5 protein-coding genes are annotated in these 3,125 nt (G+C 70.6%); 1 reads left to right on the top strand and 4 read right to left on the bottom strand.

What is annotated here, in order from left to right; genetic code table 11:
* The 4 genes from DN069_RS43030 to rimP form a co-directional block, all read right to left on the bottom strand.
* On the bottom strand, positions 1-555 hold a 555-nt coding region (locus tag DN069_RS43030; RefSeq protein WP_424556367.1), incomplete at its 3' end, for a translation initiation factor IF-2 N-terminal domain-containing protein.
* A 130-nt stretch (positions 556-685) separates the two neighbouring features.
* Positions 686-964 carry a YlxR family protein gene (locus tag DN069_RS38555; RefSeq protein WP_111507900.1) on the bottom strand — a complete coding sequence of 93 codons (279 nt, stop codon included), beginning with the start codon at positions 962-964 and terminating at the stop codon, positions 686-688.
* Between the two features lie 120 nt (positions 965-1,084).
* On the bottom strand, positions 1,085-2,092 hold the full coding sequence (nusA, locus tag DN069_RS38550) for a transcription termination factor NusA (RefSeq protein WP_111507899.1): 1,008 nt from the start codon (positions 2,090-2,092) through the stop codon (positions 1,085-1,087).
* A gap of 34 nt (positions 2,093-2,126) precedes the next feature.
* Entirely contained in the window at positions 2,127-2,666 is a 540-nt protein-coding gene (rimP, locus tag DN069_RS38545; protein WP_111507898.1) for a ribosome maturation factor RimP, read from the bottom strand.
* Between the two features lie 144 nt (positions 2,667-2,810).
* Here rimP and DN069_RS41170 point away from each other — a divergent pair.
* A partial coding sequence (locus DN069_RS41170; RefSeq protein ID WP_207892416.1) for a hypothetical protein occupies positions 2,811-3,125 on the top strand: 315 nt, incomplete at its 3' end.

Genomic DNA, 3,125 nt, shown 5'->3' with positions numbered 1-3,125 from the left:
CAGTGAGTGGGTGCTGTGGAGCGGGGTGGAGGGGGCCAGCGGCAGGGCGGTCGGGGGGGTCGTGCTGTGCGGTGCGGATCCCGGCGGGGCGCCGGTGGCACGCGGGGCGGGGGTCGCGTTGGGTGGCGGACCCGGCGCGACGGCCGCGCGGGCGCCGCCGGCCGCGCCCGTGCCGGCTGGCGCCGGCGCGAGGCCGGGTGCCCCGCGCCCGGCCGCGCCCGCTGGTCCCAAGCCGGGTGCCCCCAAGCCTGCTGCCGCGGCGGGGGCCGCGGCAGCAGGCTTGGGGGCACCCGGCTTGGGAGCAGCGGGTGCGGCCGGGCGCGGGGCACCCGGCTTCGGGCCGGCGCCAGCCGGCTTGGGCGCGGCGGACTTCGCCGGCGCGGACTTGGCGGCGGTACCGCCACCGAACGCAAGCTCGAGCTTGCGGACAACAGGCGCCTCGATGGTCGACGACGCCGAACGGACGAACTCACCGAGCTCTTGGAGCTTGGCCATCACGACCTTGCTCTCAACGCCCAAATCCTTGGCGAGTTCGTATACCCGGACCTTAGCCACTTCGCTCCTTCTGGTCCGGGTTCTCCGCCGGACCGTCGCTACTGCTTCATGCTCGTACTCATCGCGTACTCATCGAGTGCTCATCGCAATCTCGACCTACTTTCGACTTCGCGAGGTACCTGTTACCTGACTAGTGGATCTCCGCCTCGAGGAACCGCTCGAGTTCGGCGGTGTCCAGCGGTCCCGTTCGGCGGAACGCCCGCGGGAACGCCCGTCGGCGCACGGCCGACACGAGGCAGCCCGGCTCGGGATGCAGATACGCGCCCCGACCGGGCGACGTGCCGCGGGGATCGGGGACACAGGCGTCCTCGACCACCGTGACACGCAGCAGATCGTGTTTGGCCGCTCGCTTCCGACACCCCACGCAGGTGCGTTCCGGGCATGCAGCGGTACGCGTCCGGCCAGACACGTCCAAGTCTACCCCTCTGATGGTCTTCGTTCCGACTCGGTTATCCGCAGGCGATCAAGCGCTCCGCGACCGGGCCGTTCGTCTGAGTGACCGCGCGCCACTCGGGAACCCCCAACGCGCTCAGGCGTCGGAAGCTTCCCCGCCGGCCTCCGCGCCCTCGGTGTCGGGCCGGATGTCGATCCGCCAGCCGGTCAGCCGGGCGGCGAGACGGGCGTTCTGGCCCTCCTTGCCGATGGCCAGCGACAGCTGGTAGTCCGGCACGGTGACGCGGGCCGAACGGGTGTCGTAGTCGACGATCTCGACCTTCGTCACCCGGGCGGGCGACAACGCGTTGGCGACCATCTCCGCCGGGTCCTCGGACCAGTCGACGATGTCGATCTTCTCGCCCATCAGCTCGGCCATCACCTGGCGCACGCGGTGGCCCATCGGACCGATGCAGGCGCCCTTGGCGTTCAGGCCCGGCTTGTTCGTCCACACCGCGATCTTGCTGCGGTGCCCGGCCTCACGGGCGATCGCGGCGATCTCGACGCTGCCGTCGGCGATCTCCGGGACCTCCAGGGCGAACATCTTCTTCACCAGGTTCGGGTGGGTGCGCGAGAGCGTCACGGACGGACCGCGCACGCCCTTCTTCACCGAGACGACATAGCACTTCAGGCGCAGCCCGTGCTTGTACTCCTCGGTCGGCACCTGCTCCTGCGGCGGCAGGATGGCCTCCATCTTGCCGATGTCGACCAGGATGTTCTTCGGGTCCTTGCCCTGCTGCACCACACCGGTGACGATGTCGCCCTCGCGGCCGGCGTACTCGCCGAAGGTGGTCTCGTCCTCGGCGTCGCGCAGACGCTGCAGGATCACCTGCTTGGCGGTGCTTGCCGCGATCCGGCCGAAGCCGGTCGGGGTGTCGTCGAACTCGCGCGGCGTGGCGCCGTCCTCGACCTCGTCCGGGTCCTCGGTGGCCCAGACGGTGACGTGGCCGTTCTCGCGGTTCAGCTCCACGCGGGCCTTGCTGCGCGAGCCCTCAGTGCGGTGGTACGCAATGAGGAGGGCCGACTCGATCGCCTGGACCAGCAGGTCGAAGTTGATCTCACGCTCGCGGACGAGTCCACGCAGGGCGCTCATGTCGATGTCCATGGCTACGCCTCCTCTTCTCTCTTAAGTTAGGGACTCACGCCTCGTCGGAGGCGTCGTCCAGCTCGATGTCGTCAATCTCTTCTTCGGCAGCGGAGTCCTTGCGGTTGAACTCCAGCTGCACGCGCGCCTTGGCGATCTCGGTGAAGGCGAGACGACGCTCGGTCGCCTTGCCACGGCCCTTCACCGGCGGGATCTCCAGCAGCACGCCCTCGTCGTCCGACTCCAGCACCCGGCCGGTCACCTCGCCACCGGAGCTGAGCTGGGCCTTCACCAGGCGGGTGGCGGCGCGACGCCAGTGGCGCGGCGCGGTCAGCAGACGCTCGGCACCCGGGGAGCCGACCTCCAGCCGGTACTCGGACTCGCCCATCAGGTCGGTGGCGTCCAGCGCCTCACCGAACTCGCGGCTCAGCTCGGCCACGGTGTCCAGGTCCACGCCGCCGTCGGCGTCGACCACGACCTCCAGCACCCGACTGCCGCCGATACGGGCGACCTTGACCTCTTCCAGGTCCGCACCCGCCTTGGCGGCGAGCGGCTCCAGCAGCTCGTGCAGCCGATCGTTCAGGGTGGTGCTCATCCGAATACTCCTCGGCCGCGTCTGCTGTTGTCGGAAGATCTCAAGTGCGCCCATAGCCTAACCGGTCGGCCCGCTCACCGCCGATTCGCCACAAATCACCTGGGCGGTCACGCCTACCCGGTTCACACGGTAACGTCCCTGCTCATGGCCGCATCCCTTCGCCGCCGCAGCCTGCTCTCGGCCGGGCTGCTCGGCGCGCTCACCACGCTGACGGCGTGCGGTGGCAGCGCGTCCTCCTCCACCCGCTCCGGCTCCAGGACGCGGCCCACCCCCGTCGATCCCGACACCGCCGCGCGCCAGCGGATCACGGCTTCCATGCGGACGCTGCTCGCCGGGTACGACAACGCGGCCACCCCGCGCGGCGACCTGCGTCGCGGCCTCGCCGCGCAGGCGGGGGCGTTGGGCCTCTCCGCTGCGGCGGCCACGGCGTCGCCCTCCCCCTGGCTCTTATCCACATCT

Source organism: Streptacidiphilus pinicola (assembly GCF_003258295.1).
GTDB classification, from domain to species: domain Bacteria; phylum Actinomycetota; class Actinomycetes; order Streptomycetales; family Streptomycetaceae; genus Streptacidiphilus; species Streptacidiphilus pinicola.
Note: the sequence above shows the minus strand (reverse complement) of the source record. Positions and strands in the feature narration are given on the sequence as shown.